The sequence below is a fragment of the Brevundimonas vesicularis genome (genome assembly GCF_027886425.1).
In the GTDB taxonomy this organism is placed as follows: Bacteria; Pseudomonadota; Alphaproteobacteria; order Caulobacterales; family Caulobacteraceae; genus Brevundimonas; species Brevundimonas vesicularis_C.
The window spans coordinates 2,889,485-2,905,615 of sequence record NZ_CP115671.1 but is presented as its reverse complement, the minus strand read 5'-3'; the positions used below and the strand labels follow the sequence as shown (position 1 = coordinate 2,905,615).

Annotated in this window: 13 protein-coding genes, 1 tRNA gene, 1 pseudogene and 1 riboswitch; of the genes and pseudogenes, 8 read left to right on the top strand and 7 right to left on the bottom strand. The window is 68.3% G+C overall.

What is annotated here, in order from left to right; genetic code table 11:
- The first annotated feature begins 27 nt into the window (after positions 1–27).
- The 4 genes from PFY01_RS14790 to PFY01_RS14775 all read left to right on the top strand — a co-directional run bounded on the left by PFY01_RS14790 (position 28) and on the right by PFY01_RS14775 (position 5,482).
- Positions 28–807 (top strand): ZIP family metal transporter, encoded by a 780-nt coding sequence (locus PFY01_RS14790; RefSeq protein WP_045809883.1) that lies wholly within the window; start codon positions 28–30, stop codon positions 805–807.
- A 230-nt stretch (positions 808–1,037) separates the two neighbouring features.
- Complete coding sequence (locus PFY01_RS14785; RefSeq protein WP_271041841.1) at positions 1,038–3,275, top strand: glycoside hydrolase family 3 N-terminal domain-containing protein; 2,238 nt, start codon at positions 1,038–1,040, stop codon at positions 3,273–3,275.
- A 97-nt stretch (positions 3,276–3,372) separates the two neighbouring features.
- Complete coding sequence (carA, locus tag PFY01_RS14780; protein WP_271041840.1) at positions 3,373–4,533, top strand: glutamine-hydrolyzing carbamoyl-phosphate synthase small subunit; 1,161 nt, start codon at positions 3,373–3,375, stop codon at positions 4,531–4,533.
- A gap of 4 nt (positions 4,534–4,537) precedes the next feature.
- Positions 4,538–5,482, top strand: a complete 945-nt coding sequence (locus tag PFY01_RS14775) for a hypothetical protein (RefSeq protein WP_271041839.1) — start codon at positions 4,538–4,540, stop codon at positions 5,480–5,482.
- A gap of 58 nt (positions 5,483–5,540) precedes the next feature.
- On the opposite strand, the pseudogene galE reads toward PFY01_RS14775, so the two are convergent.
- The 5 genes and pseudogenes from galE to metX form a co-directional block, all read right to left on the bottom strand.
- Positions 5,541–6,482: pseudogene (gene galE, locus PFY01_RS14770) on the bottom strand (UDP-glucose 4-epimerase GalE); the annotation flags it as partial.
- Positions 6,483–6,560: 78 nt separating this feature from the next.
- Positions 6,561–6,827, bottom strand: coding sequence for a hypothetical protein (locus PFY01_RS14765; RefSeq protein ID WP_039244738.1), 267 nt, complete (start codon positions 6,825–6,827; stop codon positions 6,561–6,563).
- Positions 6,828–7,043: 216 nt separating this feature from the next.
- Positions 7,044–7,118, bottom strand: a tRNA-Glu gene (locus PFY01_RS14760).
- A gap of 52 nt (positions 7,119–7,170) precedes the next feature.
- Positions 7,171–8,352: a cystathionine gamma-synthase gene (gene metB, locus PFY01_RS14755; protein WP_271041838.1), complete on the bottom strand. Its 1,182-nt coding sequence runs from the start codon at positions 8,350–8,352 to the stop codon at positions 7,171–7,173.
- Positions 8,349–9,401, bottom strand: a complete 1,053-nt coding sequence (gene metX, locus PFY01_RS14750) for a homoserine O-succinyltransferase MetX (protein WP_271041837.1) — start codon at positions 9,399–9,401, stop codon at positions 8,349–8,351. The genes metB and metX overlap by 4 nt, the downstream gene beginning before the upstream one ends.
- Positions 9,402–9,476: 75 nt before the next feature.
- Positions 9,477–9,593: riboswitch (SAM riboswitch) on the bottom strand.
- A 429-nt stretch (positions 9,594–10,022) separates the two neighbouring features.
- On the opposite strand from metX, the gene PFY01_RS14745 reads away from it, so the two are divergent.
- The 3 genes from PFY01_RS14745 (at position 10,023) to PFY01_RS14735 (ending at position 13,116) form a co-directional block, all read left to right on the top strand.
- Positions 10,023–11,759 (top strand): Gfo/Idh/MocA family oxidoreductase, encoded by a 1,737-nt coding sequence (locus tag PFY01_RS14745; protein WP_271041836.1) that lies wholly within the window; start codon positions 10,023–10,025, stop codon positions 11,757–11,759.
- A 4-nt stretch (positions 11,760–11,763) separates the two neighbouring features.
- Positions 11,764–12,708 (top strand): homoserine kinase, encoded by a 945-nt coding sequence (gene thrB / locus PFY01_RS14740; protein WP_271041835.1) that lies wholly within the window; start codon positions 11,764–11,766, stop codon positions 12,706–12,708.
- 93 nt (positions 12,709–12,801) lie between these two features.
- Entirely contained in the window at positions 12,802–13,116 is a 315-nt protein-coding gene (locus PFY01_RS14735; RefSeq protein ID WP_055806344.1) for a CsbD family protein, read from the top strand.
- A 6-nt stretch (positions 13,117–13,122) separates the two neighbouring features.
- Here the strand turns inward: PFY01_RS14735 and thrC are convergent, their stop codons facing one another.
- Complete coding sequence (gene thrC, locus PFY01_RS14730) at positions 13,123–14,556, bottom strand: threonine synthase (protein WP_271041834.1); 1,434 nt, start codon at positions 14,554–14,556, stop codon at positions 13,123–13,125.
- Between the two features lie 183 nt (positions 14,557–14,739).
- On the opposite strand from thrC, the gene PFY01_RS14725 reads away from it, so the two are divergent.
- Positions 14,740–15,687 (top strand): retropepsin-like aspartic protease, encoded by a 948-nt coding sequence (locus tag PFY01_RS14725; protein ID WP_271041833.1) that lies wholly within the window; start codon positions 14,740–14,742, stop codon positions 15,685–15,687.
- Here PFY01_RS14725 and PFY01_RS14720 read toward each other — a convergent pair.
- Entirely contained in the window at positions 15,671–16,129 is a 459-nt protein-coding gene (locus PFY01_RS14720) for a hypothetical protein (RefSeq protein ID WP_271041832.1), read from the bottom strand. The genes PFY01_RS14725 and PFY01_RS14720 overlap by 17 nt on opposite strands.
- Positions 16,130–16,131: the final 2 nt, after the last annotated feature.

The window sequence follows — 16,131 nt, the reverse complement described above, 5'->3', positions numbered from 1 at the left end:
CGTGTCTCGCCGCAATGCAGACGGATGATGGAATCCCTTTCCCCCATCGCCGCAGGCGGTCTGGGCAGTCTGGCGGCGGGCATGATGACGGCGGTGGGCGCCGTGCCTCTGCTGTTCTTCCGCAAGGCGGGGGTGCAGACCCAAAGCGCCCTGCTGGGTTTCGCCGCCGGGGTCATGCTGGCGGCCTCCTTCTTCTCGCTGATCATTCCCGGCGTGGATGTGTTGCAGGCGGGCGGGGCCAGCCAGGCGGCGGCGGCCGGCGTCATGGGGGCGGCGGTGCTGATCGGGGCGACGGTGATCGGCCTGATGAACCGGTTCGCGCCGGTGGACATGCTGGCCATCGGACCGGCGGGATCGCGCGACCTGTCGCGGCGCATCTGGCTGTTCATCATCGCCATCACCCTGCACAACTTCCCCGAGGGGGCGGCGGTGGGCGTCAGCTTCGGCGGCGGCGACATGCACCAAGGCCTGTCCACGGCGCTCGGCATCGGCATCCAGAACATGCCCGAGGGGCTGGCGGTGTCGGCGGCGATGGCGACCCTGGGATACGGTCGCTGGCCGGCGTTCGCGGCGGCGCTGGCGTCGGGCCTGGTCGAGCCGGTCGGCGGGCTGATTGGGGCCAGCGTGGTCGATCTGCTGCCCGGCGCCCTGCCGTGGGGGCTGGGGCTGGCGGCGGGGGCGATGATCTATGTCGTCACCGCCGAGATCATTCCCGAGACCCGCGAGAAGTCCAAGGGCGAGGGGTCGATGATCGGCCTGATGATCGGCCTGGTCGGAATGATGTTCCTGGACATCGCCTTGGGATGATGGCGACGAAACGCGGCGTGACCGCGCAGCGAGGCGTTACATCGATTTACATGGCAGGCGGGGGTTGAAGCCGTCGGGGCCGAGAGGCTAGGCCTCTCGCTTCGCTGCTCGATTGTCCCCCGAAAGGAGCGCCAGCCTAAATGACGCGACCTCTCAAGCCTGCGGCTTCCCGTAGAAATTTCTTGTCTGGCCTGGGGCTTTTGGCCCTGATGGGCGCCGGAGTGTTCCCCATGCCTGTTTCCGCCCAAGCGTCCCGCACCGTCGCCCGTCACCGCCAAAAGATCGAGGATCTGATCGCAGCCATGACGGTCGAGGAGAAGGCGGGGCAGCTGAACCTGCTGGCTGATCCGTTCCGCTGGATGCCCACGGCGGTGAACCCGCTGGACGGCACGGGCGATCCCGCGCGCGTCACCGCCCTGATCCGCGAAGGCAAGGTTGGGTCGCTGTTCAACGGCATCGGCGCCGAGGCGGGCCGTCGCATCCAGCGCGTGGCGATGGAAGAGAGCCGGCTGAAAATCCCGCTGCTGTTCGCAGCGGACGTGATCCACGGCCTATCGACCATCTTCCCGGTGCCCCTGGCCGAGGCGGCGGCCTTCGACACCGAACTGGCCCGGCGCACGGCGCGGGCCGCGGCGGTCGAGACGGCGGCGTCGGCGGTTCACCAGACCTACGCCCCCATGGTGGACGTGGCGCGCGACCAGCGTTGGGGCCGCAACGTCGAGGGCGCGGGCGAGGATGTTCTGCTGAACAACCTGCTGGCCGCCGCCCGCGTGCGCGGCTTCCAGGGCGAAAAGGGTCTGGACGACCGTGACGCGGTCCTGGCCACCGCCAAACACATGGCCGCCTATTCCGCCGCCGTCGGCGGGGTCGAATACAACACCACCGACATGAGCGAGCAGACGCTGCGCGGGGTCTTCCTGCCGCCGTTCAAGGCGTCGGTGGACGCCGGCGCCCTGTCGATCATGAGCGCCTTCAACGACGTTAATGGCGTGCCGGCCTCGGGCAGCCGCAAGCTGCTGACCGACATCCTGCGCGGCGAATGGGGCTTCGAGGGCTTCGTCGTCTCCGACTACACCTCCGAGCAGGAGCTGGTGGCCCACGGCTTCGCCGAGGACGGCCGCGACGCCGCCCGCCTGGCTTTCAACGCCGGGGTCGATGTGTCGATGGTGTCGGGTCTGTATCTGGAACATCTGCCCAGCCTGGTCGCCTCGGGCGAGGTGTCGATGGCGCGCCTGGACGAGGCGGTGCGCCGCGTCCTCAACACCAAGGCGGCGCTGGGCCTGTTCGACGACCCCTATCGCGGCACCGATCCGGTGCGTGAAAAGGCGGTGGTCGGGTCGCGCGATCACGTCGAGCTGTCGCGCGAGGCGGGCCGCAAGTCGGTCGTGCTGCTGAAGAACGACAACGGCCTGCTGCCGCTGAAGAAGAGTCAGAAGATCGCCCTGGTCGGCCCGTTCGCCGACGACGTGGACAATGTCTGGGGGCCGTGGACCATCTGGGGCGCGCCCGAGCGACGCGTTTCGCTGGAGACGGGCTTCCGCGCGGCCATGAGCGATCCGCAGAACCTGACCCTCGCACGCGGCTCGGGCGTCGAGACGCCGCTGGACGGCGGGATCGAGCAGGCCGTCGCCGCCGCCCGCGACGCCGAGGTCATCGTCCTGGCCATCGGCGAGGCGACCAACATGTCGGGCGAGGCCCAGTCGCGCACCGAGATTGTGGTGCCCGCGCCGCAGGTCGCCCTGGTCGACGCCATGGCGGCGCTGGGCAAGCCCATGGTCATCCTGCTGAGGAACGGCCGGGCGCTTGCGCTGGAAGGCAATGTGAAGAACGCCCAGGCCATCGTCGTGACCTGGTTCCTGGGCGAACAGATGGGCCATGCCGTCGCCGACGTCCTGTTCGGCGATCACGGCCCGTCCGCGCGCCTGCCAGTCAGCTTCCCGCACAAGTCGGGCCAGCAGCCCTATTCCTACGACCGCAAGACCACCGGCCGCCCGGCCAATCCCGATCTGGCGAGCGAGGAATACAAGGCCCGCTATCGCGAGACGACGAATACGGCGCTTTATCCCTTCGGCTATGGCCTGACCTATGGCGCGATCAGCTATGGGCCGGTCGAGATGGAGAGCGACAGGCTGGCCTGGGCCGGCACGCTGGACCTGGCCGTGACCGTGACCAACACCGGGCCGCATCCGGCCGAGGAGCTGGTGCAGCTCTATATCCACGACCGGGTCGCCAGCCTGACCCAGCCGGGCCGATTGCTGAAGGACTTCAAGCGGGTGTCGCTGAAGCCGGGCCAGAGCACGAAGGTGAGCTTCACCCTGAACGCCCGTCAGCTGGGCTTCATCGGCGCGGACGAGACCTGGCGCATCGAGCCCGGTCTGTTCGACGTCTGGCTGGCGCCGCACGCCCAGGGCGGGGCCAAGGCGACGTTCCAGCTGATCGGTCCGGCGTCCATCACCGACGGGCGGTGACGCGCGCCACGTTGACGGGGCAGGCGGCAGGGCTTAACGACGCCGCCGTTTGCCTTCGGCCTTCGTATCGGCCGGATTCGATTTTAGGAGCGCGCCCATGACGACGAAGATTCTTCCGGGCGCTACCGGCGTCCTCGCGCTCGCAGACGGCACGATCCTGCAGGGCATTGGCGTGGGCGCCGTCGGCTCGGCCCTGGGCGAGGTGGTCTTCAACACCGCCATGACCGGCTATCAGGAAATCCTGACCGACCCGTCCTACATGAGCCAAATCCTGGCCTTCACCTTCCCGCACGTCGGCAATGTGGGGACCAATGTCGAAGACATCGAGCAGATGGGCGGCGGGTCCGACACCTCGGCGCGCGGCGCCATCTTCCGCGACGTTCCGACCGATCCGGCCAACTATCGCTCGGACGCCAGTTTCGACGACTGGATGAAGCGGCGCGGCGTCGTGGGCCTGGCCGGGGTCGACACCCGCGCCCTGACCAAGATCATCCGCGACAAGGGCGCGCCGCACGCCGTCATCGCCCACGACCCTGACGGAAACTTTGACCTGGAGGCCCTGGTCGCCAAGGCCAAGGGCTGGACCGGGCTGGTCGGTCTGGACCTGGCCAAGCCCGCCTCCACCCTGCAGGCCTTCGAATGGAACGAGGGTCTGTGGGACTGGCCGGAGGGGCACCCCAAGACCGAAGGCCGCAAGGACGTGGTCGTCATCGATTACGGCGTGAAGCGCAACATCCTGCGCGCCCTGGCCTCGACCGGCGCGCGCATTACCGTGGTCCCGGCGACGACGACGGCGGAAGAGGTTCTGGCCCGCAATCCCGACGGCGTGGTCCTGTCCAACGGTCCGGGCGATCCGGCCGCGACGGGCGAATACGCCGTGCCCGAAATCCAGAAGCTGGTCGCCAGCGGCAAACCGTTGATGGGCATCTGCCTGGGCCACCAGATGCTGGCCCTGGCCTTGGGCGCCAAGACGGTGAAGATGGATCAGGGCCACCACGGCGCCAACCATCCGGTCAAGGATTTGACTACCGGCAAGGTCGAGATCGTGTCGATGAACCACGGCTTCACCGTCGATCGCGACAGCCTGCCCGACGCCGTGACCGAGACCCACGTCAGTCTGTTCGACGGCACCAACTGCGGCATCGCGGTCAAGGACAAGCCGATCTTCAGCGTCCAGCACCACCCCGAGGCCTCGCCCGGGCCGACCGACAGCCTGTATCTGTTCGACCGGTTCGCCGATCTGATGGGCGACCGCTGACGCCATGAAACAGGGGGCAGTTCGGTCGGACTATCTGGACTGGCTGGCCGAGGCGTTCGAGGTCGCTCGCCGGTTTACGCCCCTGCCGGACGGCGATGTCGTTGTCGGCTACGCCACCGGATACGACGCGGCCGACATCGCGCCCTTCGTCCTGTCGCTGCGGGCCGTGTTCGATGGTCCGGCAGCCCTGGTGGTCGACGCCGAACCGGCTTTGCGCGCCTTTCTGGCCCAGCATCGGGTGACCGCCGTCGATGCGCCGGTCTGGCGCGGATGGGCGCCGCATCCGGTGATGCAGCGGTTCGTGGCCTTCGCCGGACTGCTGGGCGACCGACCCGGCGCCGCCCTGGCCTGCGACGTGCGCGATGTGATCTTCCAGGCGCCGCCCTTCGATCCGGCGCCCGAGGGACTTGAGGCCTATGTCGAGGCCGAGACGCCGCTGGCCGATCATGCCTTCAACATGAAGTATCTACGCGCCCTGTTCGGCGACGCCCAGGCGCGGCAACTGGCCGACAAGGCCTGTCTGTGCGTCGGCACCATCGTTGGGCCGCGCGCCGAGGTCTCGCGCCTGTCGCGACTGATTCTATCGCTGGCGGCGACGCCGCGATCCGAGATCGGCGGGGCGTTCGGCGCCGATCAGGCGGCCTTCAACATGGCGATCCATCAGGGTCTGACGGCGATGCGCTTGCGCCCCAACTACGGGCGTGTGGCGACCCTGGGCCTGACGCCCGGCGAAACGCTGAGGTTTGAAGGGGGCAAGGTCGTCAATCCCGACGCCACCATCAGCCCCATCGTCCATCAGCATGATCGCCATCCGCATCTTGAAGCGCCGGTCCATGCGCTATGGGGTGGCGGGCTGGAGCTGCGTCGGCGGGTAAGGCCCAAGTCGGCGGGGCAGAAGTTCGAAAAGCTGAAAGCCTCGCTGCGGCGGCGGATGCCCGAACTGCGCTGAGCCGGCTGTGCCAGGCCCAGGCGCTGGCGACGATGGAGGCCAGGTCCGATTGGCGTGGCGCAAAGCCCAGCGCCTGGCGCGCCAGGGTGATGTCCGACACAAGATGCGGCGGGTCGCCCGCACGGCGCGCTCCGGCTGCGTCGGGCAGGCGGAGGCCGCTATGGTTTGTGATAGCCTCAAGCACCTGCCGCACCGAATGGCCGCAACCCGCCCCCAGATTACAGGCGAAAAAGCCGCGTCGGTCGCCGAGCAACTGCGTCAGGGCGGCGAGATGGCCCCGAGCCAGGTCGCAGACGTGGACATAGTCGCGCACCGCCGTGCCGTCGGGCGTCGGATAATCGGTCCCATGAACGGCGAAATCGTCGATCTGGCCGCGTAGGGCCATCATGGCGCGCGGGATCAGATGGGTCTCGACTGGCCGATCTTCGCCGATCAGGCCTGACGCCGAGGCGCCGCTGGCGTTGAAATAACGCAGCGCGATGACGTTCAGCCCGTGCGCTGCGCTGGCGTCCGACAGGATCTGTTCGCAGCCCAGTTTGGAGCGGCCATAGGGGGTGACGGGGGCCAGCCGCGTCGCCTCCGTGATCGGATCGTCGCCGGGATCGCCATAGACGGCGCAGGTGCTGGAAAAGACCAGCCGGTTTACGCCCGCTTCTCGCATCCCGCCCAACAGGCCGAACAGACCGCCGACATTGTTGCGATAGTAGTCCAGCGGCGCGCGCACTGATTCAGGGACCACGGACGAGCCGGCGAAATGCATGACGGCACTGATGTCGTGGGCGATCAGGGTGTGGCGCACCTTGTCCGCGTCCCAGACATCGCCCTCGACCAGCGGTCCCCAGCGCACGAGACGGCGCCGGCCGGTCGACAGATTGTCATAGGTGACGGGCAGATAGCCGGCGGCAGCAAGAGCCTCGCACACATGGGCGCCGATATAGCCCGCGCCGCCCGTGACCAGGATCGCCTTCGCAGATGACAGCGCCGATCCGACTTCGCCCATCCGCTCTTGTCGGATACCGAGGGTCGGTAAATCAACCCCAAATCACCCTCGTATGTATTCAGAGGTGTGTGGCGACTGTCAGGGGATCGGCGAGAAGCTGCGCTCTTCGCGCAGGGCGCTGGCTTTCCGGACGGCGATCGGTGCGGCATGCAGCCAATAGTCGGCGTCTTCGAGACGCTGCTCTCTGCGGCGCTCCAGTCCGCGCAGGCGGCGCAGGGCGGCGTTCTGGAGAAGGCGCGCATGCAGGGCGCGGGGCGACAGTTCGGCGATGGCGGGAGAGCCGGGGACGGCGACGGCGTCGGGGCCTTTGGGCTCCACCGCCGGGCGGGCGATGGCGATAAACATGAGTATCTCGGTGCAGGAGGGAGAGGCGCTTCTGCGCCGAGCTAACGAGGGGTTAACCACAGTCCCTGTGGATAGTTCCTGACTGCGTCCGAAAAAAGTCCGTGAATCGAAAGACTTACTGCCCGTTTCCGAACAAAATAGTTACCGAAATCTTAATCCGGGATCGGAGCGTTCGCTCGACGATGGTCGGGAAGGGCGCTGCAAAGGCGCCGCCGGTGGCAGTCCCTAGGGGAGTCGAACCCCTCTTTTCAGGTTGAAAACCTGACGTCCTAACCGATAGACGAAGGGACCGCGGCCGGGGCGGCGCATTTGCCCCGGTTCGGCCCCTCCTGCAAGCAAAAAGTTACGCCGCTTCCGCCTTCGCCGGGACGAGGGCGTCCAGCGCCGGGAACAGGTCGGCGATCAAATCCTCGACATGCTCCAGACCCACCGACAGGCGCACCAGGCCGTCGCCGATGCCGGCCGTCGCGCGCTGTTCCGGCGTCATGGCGGCGTGGGTCATGGTGGCGGGGTGGGCGATCAGGCTTTCGACGCCGCCCAGCGATTCCGCCAGGGTGAAGATCTCCAGCGTCTCGACCAGATCGCGCACGGCGTCCGTACCGCCCTGCAGTTCGAAGCTGAGCATGGCGCCGGGGCCGGCCTGCTGAGCCGCGACCAGGGCGTGGTTGGGGTGGGACTTCAGGCCCGGATAGTGGACAGCCTTGACCGCCGGGTGGGCGGCCAGCTTTTCGGCGATCTTGCCGGCCGTGGCCTGTTGCCGCTCGATGCGCGCGAACAGAGTGCGCACGCCGCGCAGGGTCAGATAGGCGTCGAAGGGCGAGCCGGTCACGCCGGTGCAGTTGGCCCACCAGGCCAGGGTCTGGTGATCCTCGGCGTCGGCCGAGATGACGGCGCCGCCGACCACGTCGGAATGGCCGTTGATGAACTTGGTCGTCGAGTGGACCACGAAGTCAGCGCCCAGTTTGATCGGGTTCTGCAGCGCCGGCGACAGGAAGGTGTTGTCGCACACGACCTTGGCGCCCGCCGCATGGGCGCGGGTGCAGATGTCGGCGACATCGACCAGACGCAGCAGCGGGTTGGACGGGGTCTCGACCAGCACCAGCTTGGGCTTCAGCGCCAGGGCGGCCTCGAAGGCGACGGGATCGCCCTGATCGACCAGCAGCAGTTCGAAATGTCCCTTTCGGGCGCGGGCGTTCAGCAGGCGACAGGTGCCGCCGTAGCAGTCGTGCGGCGCGATCAGCAGGTCGCCCGGCTCCAGCAGGGTCAGGGGCAGGTCGACCGCCGCCATGCCGGTGGCGGTGATGACGCAGCCGGCGCCGCCTTCCAACTCGGTCAGGGTCTCGGCCAGCACGTCGCGGGTGGGATTGCCCGAACGGCTGTAGTCGTACTTCCGCTTCTGATCGAAGCCGGCGAAGGAATAGTTGGACGACAGATACAGCGGCGGCATGACCGCGCCATGGGCCGTGTCCATGTCCACGCCCGTGCGGGCGGCGATGGTGTGCGGATTGGCGGGACGGGCGGTCATGCTTTGATATCCTTCAAGGCGGCGCGGAGGATGTCGCCGACGAAGGCGTCCTCCTTCAGAAAGGCGTCGTGGCCATAGAGAGAGGGCGCCTCGACGAAGCGCCACAGGGTTGGCAACCGCGCGGCCAGTTCGCGGATGTCGTCGATCGGCACCAGACGGTCGGAGGTGAAGCCGATCAGGGTGACGGGGGTCGTGATGGCTTCCGGCGTCACGCTGTGGCGGTCCAGAGAATCGGACATCGACAGCCAGCGGGCCGGGGTGGTGTGGGTCCGGTAGGCCTGGCCCCGCGCCGTCAGATAGTCGCAGACGGGATAGGCGCCGCCGACGGCTGAGGGCGCGGTGGTGTCGAAGCGGTCGTCGAATTCCTCGGCCGTGCGATAGGTGGTCATGGCCAGTTCGCGGGCCAGGGCGACGCCTTCTTCCGGACGGCCGGCGGCGACGGCGAACTGCAGGATGCGGCGCTGGATGCCGCGCCAGGCGGTCGCCTGGGGATGGGCGCGGTGGGCGGCCGACACGATGATCAGCTGCTCCGCCCAATCGGGGAACAGTTCGGCGAAGGCCAGGCCGACCATGCCGCCGTACGAGCAGCCGACGAAGGCGGCGACGCGCTCGATCTTCAGATGGTTCAGCACCAAGGCCAGCAAGCGGGCCTGATCCTGGGTGGTGATGGTGACGGGCGCATCCAGGAACTCGGCGCCGGGGGCGAAATCGACGGCCAGGACCTGAAGCCGGCTCAGGTCGATGGGCCCGCGCACCGAAACGGCGCCCGACCACCAGCCCAGGCCGTTGGTCTCCGTCCGATGGACGAAGCGTCCGGCCGAGATGCCGCCGGCGACCACGACGACAGGGGCGCCGATTCGCCCGTGCAGGCGGCCGACGATATTGGGCTGGTTCAGCTTTTCGCTCGAGGCGAGGCGGAAGTCGGCGGGAATGGGAACGATGACGTCGCGGGCGCCGCCGCGCTCACGCGTCGGTTCGCGGACAGGGGTAAGGGCTGTCGCGCGGCGACAGTCCGGGTCTTCGAGCAGGGTGGTTTCGGCCAGGGTCATCGTCGTTCCGCATCGTTCTCGCTCAGCAAGTCTCGATGCGGTGACAGAGCGTGGAGCGTCGTCTCGTCGATGCTCCACTCATCTCTCGCGACCCCGAAGGACCCCGCAGGAGTTGGCACCGTTTCGAGCTGTGAGACCCGATGGTTGCCCCAGCGTCAAAGGGCCTAATCCCTCGGCTGGTCTTGATGAGTGACTTTACGTTGATGATCCGGGCGGCGCCGGTCAAGCGAAAAATTCAACCTCATGGACGGCTTGGCTCGACGCGATGGGGGTGAAAACGCACAATAAGCGACGTGTCGTGAAAAAATCATCCAATGCGACTTGACAAGGTCAGGGTCGTCCGATCACCCTAGGCTCAGATTTCAACCGGACCTGCCCTGTGCAACAGCGCTCGCTCATCGCCGAAGTTTCGACCGTCGCCGGCCTCGCCGCGACGCGTTTCGGCATGACTCTCGGCGGCACGATTATCGGCGGTACCACCGGCACCACCACCATGCCCGAACGGGCGGGACGAGTTTAGCGCGCCGAACCCCGGCAACCGCAGAACCCGAACCCCGCCCGGTCCCCCAGGCGGGGTTTTTCTTTTCACCCCACCCCATCCCGACCTTTCCCGAGAACCCGATGTCCGCCCAACTCGCCGTCGTAGAAAAATCCGAAAGCCTCGACCCCAGCAGTCAGCCTGCACCAGAGGTCGTGGTGCTGAAGTTCGGCTCGTCCATCCTGCGCAGCCCGGCGGAGGCGCCGCTGGTCGCCTCGGCCGTCTATGGCCATGTGCGGGCTGGCCGAAAGGTGGTGGCGGTGGTCTCGGCCTTCGGCGGGGCGACGGACCGGTTGCTGGGCGAGGCGCGGGCGCTGGGCCTGGCCCATTCCAACGACCTGCTGCCCGGCTATGTGGCCCTGGGCGAGGAGAAATCGGCCGCGCTCGTGGCCATCGCCTGCGACCGGATCGGCCTGGACGCCTGCGCCCTGTCGGTCCGCGAACTGGGCATCGTGGCGGAGGGCGAGCCGGAGCATTCGCGCCCCTGCGGCCTGCGACCCGACCATCTGAAACAGGCGCTGGATCGGCACGAGGTGGTGGTGGTGCCCGGGTTCGGCGCGGTGCGGCCGGACGGCAAGGTGGCCCTGCTGGGACGCGGCGGATCGGACCTGACGGCGGTTTTCCTGGCCGCTGAGCTGGGGCTGAAGAAGGTGCGATTGGTCAAGGACGTGGACGGCCTTTACGACCACGACCCCAACGACAAGACGGCCCCAGCCCTGCGCTATCGCCGCGCATCGTGGGACGTGGCGCGCAAGCTCGGCGGCGCTCTGGTCCAGCACGACGCCATCGACCTGGGCGAAAGCCGCGGGGTCGAGATCGAGGTGGCGGCGCTGGATCGCGCCGACGGCACGGTCATCGGCGACAAGTCGGCGCCGCCCGGTCCCGCGCCCGCCCTGCCGCCGCTGAAGGTCGCGGTCGCCGGATGCGGCGTGGTCGGCGGCGGCGTGCTGGCCAAGCTGCTCGATGATCCTCGCTACGAGGTCGTGGGCGTGCTGGTCCGCAATCCGAAAAAGGCGCGCGACGTGGACTGTCCGGCCTCGTTGTTCACCTCCAACCCGGCGGACCTCTGGGCCAGGAAGCCCGACATTGTGCTGGAGGCCCTGTCGGAAGGCGAGGCGGGCCACGCGGTGATCCGCGCTGCGCTCGAGGCCGGCTGCGATGTCGCCAGCGCCAACAAGCAGGCGGTCAGCCGCGATCCGGGCGGCCTGCAAGAACTGGCGAAAGCCAATGGCCGACGCATCTTCTGGTCGGCCTCGGTCGGGGGCGGATCGCCGATGATCGAGACGGTCCGCGCGGCCCGTGCGGCCGGCGAGGTGGTCGGCTTCGAGGCGGTGCTGAACGGCACGGTCAACTTCATGCTGGAGCGGCTGGGCGACGGGGCGGCCTTCAACGAAGCCCTGGCGGACGCCCGCGCGGCGGGCTTTGCCGAGGAGGATCCGTCCTCGGATCTGGAAGGCCTGGATGCGGCGGCCAAGGTGCGGCTGCTGTGCCACGAAGCGTTCGGTCGCTCGCCCGATGGCGACGTGCCGCGCGATCACCTGACCGAAGCGACCTCGGCCGCCGGCGGGGTTCGCCAGATCGGCGCCGCCCATCTGAAGGACGGGGTGATCCGCCCGTCGGTGTCGCTGAACGCCGACCATGGCGATCCGCTGTTCTCGACCCTGCGCGGCGAGGGCAATGCGTTGAAGGTCTATGGCGCCGACGGCCGCGTCTGGCGCTGCCGGGGCCGGGGCGCCGGGCGTTGGGCCACGACCGAGAGCATCATGGCGGACCTGGCCGAGATCACGCGTGCACGGCGCGCCGATGCGGGCCTAAACTAAGGCCATGGCCGTCTTCACCCCCGTTTCCATCGCCGACGCCAAGGCGTTCCTAGCCGGCTACGACATCGGCGAGGTGGTCGAACTGACGGCCATCGCCGAGGGGGTGGAGAACACAAACTATCGCCTGGACACGACGCGCGGCCGGTTTGTGCTGACCCTGTTCGAGGGACGGACGGACGAGGCCTCGCTGCCCTTCTGTCTGGGGCTGACGGCGCATCTGGCGGCGCGCGGTTTTCCTTGCCCGACGCCGATCGAGGACCGGTCGGGAGCCTGGCTGGGACGACTGAACGGCCGGGCGGCGGCGGTGATCGAATGGAAGACCGGCGCCTGGCTGCGCACGCCGTCATCGGCCGATCAGGCGACGGCGGGGGCGGTGCTGGCGCGGCTTCATCTGACGGCGGCTGATTTTGATCTGAAACGGGTCAATCCGGTCGGGCCGGCCATGTGGCGTCGGCTGGCCGATCGGTGCGCTCAAGGGGCCTCGGGCGAGGATCGACGGCTGCTGGATCAGGTAAACGCCTCGCTGGCGCGGCTGCGCGATCCCTTTACGACCGATCTGCCCACCGGGGCGATCCATGCGGACTATTTCCCCGACAATGTGCTGTTCGAGGACGACGCCGTTTCGGCGGTGATCGACTTCTATTTCGGCTGCAGCGGCGCCTTCGCCTATGATTTGGCCATCGCTCTTTCCGCCTGGGGCTTCGACGCCGAGGGGCGACCCATGCCGGACGCCCTGACGGCCTTCCAGCGCGGCTATGAATCCGTGCGGCCGCTTAACGGCGCCGAGCGGGCGGCCTTGCCGCGTCTGGGCGAAGCGGCGGCCCTGCGGTTCACCGTGACCCGGCTGCACGACCGCATTTTCCACGATCCCGCCAATCTGGTGACGCCCAAGGATCCGGCGGTCTTCCTGCGTCGGATGGACCACTGGCGCGCGACCGAACCGGCCTGAGGCGCCTGCGCGGCTTCGTCGCTGGAACCGAAAGCTTGGCCGGGATTTTGATGGTGCAACGGCGAAGTCCGCCGCTCCCCGAGGACGAAGATCATGACTGACGAAACCATCAACGGCGCCGCCTCGCAGGCGCAAGGCAAGTTCCAAAAAGGCGTCGGCAAGCTGGTCGGCGACCAGAAGCTGCAGGTCGAAGGCGCCTACAACGACGCCAAGGGCCGCTCGCTGGAAACCTTCGGCAAGGCGATGGATTCGGTCGATCGCCTGGTCGAGAAGGTCCCCGTCGACTACCGCGACAAGGCCCGCACCGTCGCCGCCGAGGCGCGCAAGCGTCCGCTGGTCACGACCCTGTCGGTCGCGGGCGTCGGCCTGCTTCTGCTGCGCGCCCTCACCGGCGGCGGCCGTCGCTAAGACGTTTTAGTGGCGGCCTGAAAAGGCCGCCACGGCGTCACGCGCCGCCTCCATCGTCCCATCGACGATCGTCAACCGCTCGGGCTTGTCGCCCAGAGCGGCGATGACGTTTGCGGGTTCGGGTTCGAAGCCCAGGACGTTCGAGACGAAGTCGCCGAACTTGGACGGATGGGCGGTGGACAGGGCCACGACGGGGCCTTTCGAGCGGTCCTGCCGACGCGCGGCGGCTAGCGCCACGGCCGTGTGCGGACACACGACGCGGCCCCAGGCCTCATAGGCGTGGGCGATCTCGGCGCGCGTCTCGTCCTCGTCGATGGAGACCGCCGAGACCTTGTCGCGAAGGGCGGCGAGAAGGTCCGGATCGAAGGCGATGGCGCCGTCACGGGCGAAGGTTTCGAATACGGTGCGCGTCGCCTCGGCGTCGCGACCCGTCGCCTCTAACACCAGCCGCTCGAAGTTGGACGGCGCCTGCACATCCATGGACACGCTGCCGCTTTCGACCGCCGGGCGGCGCGAATACAGGCCGTCGTTCAGCGCGCGGGCCAGGGCGTCGTTCTGGTTCACGGCGGCGACGAAGCCGTTCGACGGCAGGCCCATCTTCGTGGCGGCGATGCCGGCGAAGGCGTCGCCGAAGTTGCCGGTCGGCACGACGAAGGTCGCGGCGTCGCCCAACTGGGCCGTGGCGGAGACATAGTAGGGGATCTGGCCGGCCAGCCGCGCCCAGTTGATCGAATTGACCGAAGACAGGCGGCCGCGTTCGCGCAGGGCCTCGTCGGCCAGCAGGCCCTTCACCAGACGCTGGCAGTCGTCGAAATCACCACGCACGGCCAGGTTCAGGACATTGTCGGCCTCGACCGTCGTCATCTGTTTGCGCTGAACCGGCGAGACGCGGTCCAGCGGGTGGAGCACCACCAGATCGACCGACGTGGCGCCGGCGAAGGCGCGCACGGCGGCGGCGCCGGTGTCGCCTGAGGTGGCGGTCAGAATGGTGAGACGCTCGCCTGAGGCGGCCAGCGCCTCGTCCGTCAGGCTGGCGACTAGCTGCATCGCCAGATCCTTGAAGGCGGCGGTCGGGCCGTGGAACAGCTCCAGCACGAACAGGCCCGGCTCTAGTTCGACCAGAGGCGTAACCAGCGGATGGTCGAACCCGGCGGTCAGTCGGTCCAGCGCGCGGTCCAGCGCGCCGGCGGGCAGGGCGTCGCCGATGAAGGGGGCGATGGCTTGCAGCGCGATCGCTTTGTAATCGGCCGTTCCCGTCCAGGCTTCGGGCGACAGACCGGGCCAGGCGGTCGGCATATAGAGGCCGCCGTCGGGGGCGATGCCGCGCAGCAGGGCGTCGGAGAAATCGGTTTCGGGCGATTGGCCTCGGGTCGAGACGTAGCGGGCGCTGGAGGTGCTCATGACGCCGATGGTCGTAGCCAGACGGGGCGGCGGCGTCACCCGCTTTCTGGATGATTTTGTCGGGTTTTCGCGGACTGTGGCCCGACTATCCGCGTCGGGACGTTGCAGTGGCGGTTTAGGCGCACATTTTTGCCGTTTCAGGGGCAATGTCGTCGGTCCTGCAAAAGGGGTTGCGACATCGCCCCGCTGGCGCGGATCGCTGCGACGGTCCATGTCAGGAGCATGAGACGACGCGATCTTCTGATCCGGCTGGGGCTGGTCGCCGGCGGCGCAGGCGGGGCCTGGTGGCTGCGCGACCATGTGGTCTGGCGCGGGCCGACGGTCGCCTTCGCGGCGAACGGCTCCAGCGGCTGGCTGCCCTATGCAGAGCCGCGCGCGCCGACTCCGACGGTCGAGGTGACGGTGAACGGACAGCCCGTGCGGGCCCTGATCGATTCCGGGGCGCAGTATTCGGTCATCGACCGGTCGCTGGTCGAGCGGCTGGGCCTGACCAACGTCTTCAATATCCCGATGGTGGCTTACGGCGTCGGCGGCGACGCCCAGGTCGGACGCGGGACGACGCTGGATGTGGCGATCGGCGGCTTGCGGCTGACCGGATTGCGGGCGGCGATCCTCGGCCTGGGGCCCCTGGCCAGCGATCAGGGATTGGGTGCGGCGCTGATCCTGGGGCAGGACGTGCTGCGTGAACTGGTGCTGGAGCTGGACACGGCGGAGCATCGGGTCCGGTTCCTGCCGCGCGAGGGCTGGACGCCGTCGTCGTCGCTGAAGCCCGTGCCGGTGACACGGGCCGGCAAGGCCCTGCAGGCGGGTATCACCCTGGAAGGGGCGACGGTCAATGCGGTGATCGACACCGGCGCCTCGGCCGTGCTGGCCGTCACGCGCGAGACGGCCGAGGCCGCTGGCCTGCTGGACGGCCGCGAACGCACGCCGGGTCAAAGCATCGTCCTGGGCGGCACGGTGCGCGCCGAGACCGTCGTCGTGCGCACCCTGACCATCGGCGACGAACTGTATCGTCAGGCGACGGTCGCCATCTATGACGACGTCGCCGTGCCGGGCTTCCCCAAGGCCCTGATCGGCATGGCCGCCTTCGAGAACCGGCGGCTTGCGCTGGACCTGGGCGGCCCCGGCCTGTTCGTCGAACGGCCGATGGAGATTACGGTCGGGGCTTGAGCACTGTGATGGGCCGAACCGCGCCCGGCCAGAGCTGGATGCGATAGCGGTCGTCGCCGTCAAGCCCGTCTTCGGACAGGGTGTTCAGTCCGCCGTGCGAAATGCGGGCCGCATAGTCGCCGGCGGGCACGGCGATCCGCTCGGCCTGATCCGGATCGTCCGTGCAGCCGAACACGATCAGCGCGCCGCTGGCCAGGCGAAGGCCGCAGTCGCGCATCTGGTCCCAGGCGTCCGCGTCGGGCGTCGGCGCTGTGGTCAGGATTTCAAGTTCGACCGGGACCAGCATGTTGCGAACCGTGCCGATCGCGATCAGGTCGGGGCTGACGGCCAGCATGGGGTCGCTGTCCGAGCTCCACAGGGCGGCGGTGTCGGTGACGTAGGTCTCGTCGCAAACGTAGAACTGGAAATAGTCCGCGAAAATCTCGAAACGGCGGACACACACCG